Genomic DNA, 3,431 nt, shown 5'->3' on the forward strand with positions numbered 1-3,431 from the left:
CTGACTTATAGCTTGCTCAACGATTGCGTCGCTATCATATCCTTTGTCTGCCAGTAACCACTCAGCTGTAAGACCAGCGATCAAATTCCTTGCTTGAGTACAATCTGCTGTTGTACCTTCTGTAATAATGACTCTGATCGGCAGACCATGCGCATCCACGGCAAGATGCAATTTTGTATTGAGCCCCCTTTTGTATAACTCATGCTCTGATTACCACCTTTAGCTCCCGCTGCATGAGGATGCACTTGACAATGCGAAGCATCTATCACAAGCCATTCATAATCTGGATCGTCAATCAATACCTCAAGCAACCTTTCCCAGACTCTCTGATTGCGCCATCGGATAAATCGCCGATGAGTATTGCTCCAACTACCGTAATCTGGAGGCAAATCCCTCCATGGAGCTCCCGTTCTTAATATCCAAAATACTGCATTGATAAAAGTCCTATTATCTCTTGCTATACCACCCCAAGCCCCTCTTCTTCCTGGCAAATGAGGTCCCAGTAAATTCCAAACTCTGTCGGATATATCATGTCTTATGTGTGCTTCCATAAGATGCTCCATTGATGAGCATAAAAGAGTAGCACATTTAAGTATTTATTTCATTTCTCGTGACTACGCTATCTAAGCAAATAATCCTTTTTTCTCTATTCTTGGATGCAAATGTATTGAAATTTTGGGAATGGCCATTTTCTTATCTTCTAAAGATAAAGCAATTAAGCGATTCAATTTCATCTCCATAATGAACATTTTCTTTATTTCATCTATATAAGATCTTCTCTATTGAATCATCAATAATCAGAATTCCTTCTTTTTCTTCTTCATACTGACGGATTTTAGGTTTGATGTATTGTCATCAATCTTTTGAATTGAATTGATGATTGTTTAAAAATCTTGTGATTTTATCATGACTGATTTGGTTATCTAAAAGGGCTGAAAGCCCTGTAGTTATTGCATACTTGATTTTGGCTGATCAGATACTCTGTATAAAGATCAAGAAGTTCATCAGACATATTTTCCTCCATTACGAGAAGGGAAATTTAAACTCATCGAATGACTTTTTCGACTAATTTCTGCGTAAGGTGAGTTACTCACTTGATTTAAGAAAAAAGGCCCTAAGATAAATTGAAAATGGTGGAACGTGGTCTAAAACCAGAAAAATTTTCGGAGTGACTACGCGTACATTAGCAAACTGGTTTCGTAGACAGAAATAACAGAACCTAACCCTTAAGACAAGGAGTTCAAATCCAAGTAAAATAGATAACGGTAAACTCAAAATATATTCAAGAACATCTAGATAGGTATCTAAGAGAGATTGCTATAGAATTTTCTTCCACTTGCCAAGCAGTTTTTTATGCTTGTAAAGGCTTAATATTACTTTAAAAAAGGTCTTGTACTACAATGAAAGAGATGAAAAAACGAAATCAATTTGCGAAAGAGCTAGAGAAGATTCTTGAAGAAATCGTTTTTATGTTGATGAGAGTGGCAGCAATAAATATTTGCAAAAAGAGTATGCTCGATTTATGCGAGGAGATGAAGTTTGCGGAGCCATTTCAGGACTTCGCTATGTCCGATGAAATCTTATTGCGGCAAAAATAGAATCTCGTCTCTTAGTTTTTTTTCTACACGGGAACCTGACATACCAAATTATTCAGTCTGTGGTTAAAAGATTTTTTTATACCAGAGCTTAAGCCTAGACAAATAGCTATGATGGAAATGCTTTTTTTCACAAATTACAAGTATTGAAAGCGATGGATACGAAAGGCGGGATGTAAAATTCTATTTCTTCTTCCTTATTCGCCAGACTTAAATCCTATTAAAATTTTTTAGACAAATTTAAAAAAACGTTCGAACAAATTGGGAGAAACTCAAAACACTAACTGAAGTTATTGAACTTCCTTTTTTAATTATTTTGTGAGAACTATGAAAATTTAATTTAAAAAAACCTGTAATATTTCTGTATGTAACGCCATTGAGAGTTACTTTAACGAATAATTTTTAAATGGAGTGGAGCTACTGAGGATTTAAAATGCGCCAATCCAACTTCAGTGAAATTTTTGCAATAGCCCAAATACAAATCTTGCAAAGCTACTAAAGGTGTCAAATGCGCCAATCCAGCGTCGGTAAGCTTATCGCACCAACTCAAATTTAAATGCTGCAAAGCCACTAAAGGTGCCAAATGCGCCAATCCAGCATCCGTGAGCTTATCGCATTCACTCAAATCCAAATGTGTTAAAGCCACTAAGGGCACCAAATGCGTTAATCCAGCATCCGTTAGCTTTTCGCACTCACTTAGATCCAAATGCTGCAAAGCCACTAAAGGCGTTAAATGCTCTAATCCAGCATTCGTGAGTCTATAGCAATCACCCAAATTTAGATGCTGCAAAGCCACTAAAGGTGCCAAATGCGCCAATCCAGCATCCGTGAAATTATGGCATCCAGCCAAATTTAAATGCGATAAAGCCACTAAAGGCATCAAATACGCTAATCCAGCGTCAGTAAGATTTCTACAACAGCTTAGGTCTAAATGCTGTAAAGCCACTAAAGGTGTCAAATGTGTTAATCCAGCATCCGTAAAATTTTTACAACAGTTCAAGTCTAAATGCTGCAAAGCCACTAAAGGTCGCAAATGGGCTAATCCAGCGTCAGTAAGATTTCTGCAACAGCTTAGGTCTAAATGCTGTAAAGCGACTAAAGATGTCAAATGGGCTAATCCAGCATCAGTGAGTTTATAGCAGCTATTCAAATTCAAGTGTTGTAAAGCGACTAAAGGTGTCAAATGGGCTAATCCAGCACCGGTGAGATTAATGCACTCACTTAGACATAAATGCTGCAAAGCGACTAAAGGTGCCAAATGGGCTAATCCAGCGTCAGTAAGATTTCTACAACAACTCAGATCTAAATGTTGCAAAGCCATTAAAGGTCGCAAATGCATTAATCCTGCATTCGTAAGCTTATTACATCCCATCAGATTTAAATGCCTTAAAGCCACCAAAGGTGTCAAATGCGCTAAGCCAGCGTCGGTAAGCTTTATACAATCAAACAAATTCAAATATTGTAAAGACACTAAAGGCGCCAAATATACTAAACCAGTGTCAGTGAGTTTGTAGCATTCCTGGAGATGTAGTGCTTTTAAATTTTTACAATTTTTTAACGCTAACAGATGGGCATCAGTCAAARAGRYRTTCTTTGAAAAATTGAGYCTTTCTATTTCATTTGAGAAGTGCTTTAAAATTTTTTCAAATTCRGTTACATGAGARGCTTGGTTTAATAAAGAACTCACAACTATAAGTTCTAAATAATWTTTTAAAGTATTTAATTGGTATTGCTGCGCAAAATTTAAAAGTGCTTTTAATTCCACTAAACTATCTGTGGTAGAGTTAAACGGTTCCAATTTTTGGGATTTATACGCCTCAATCAGCTGTTTTTCTA

The 3,431-nt window shown here is 36.7% G+C and carries 1 protein-coding gene and 1 pseudogene; both read right to left on the bottom strand.

Annotated elements, in window-relative coordinates; all coding sequences use genetic code 11:
• Positions 1-551: pseudogene (locus TY19_RS05640) on the bottom strand (IS5 family transposase); the annotation flags it as partial.
• Positions 552-1,983: 1,432 nt separating this feature from the next.
• A partial coding sequence (locus tag TY19_RS11720; RefSeq protein WP_079979241.1) for a leucine-rich repeat domain-containing protein occupies positions 1,984-3,431 on the bottom strand: 1,448 nt, incomplete at its 5' end.

Source organism: Candidatus Protochlamydia sp. R18, assembly GCF_000648255.1.
Classification (GTDB): Bacteria; Chlamydiota; Chlamydiia; order Chlamydiales; family Parachlamydiaceae; genus Protochlamydia; species Protochlamydia amoebophila.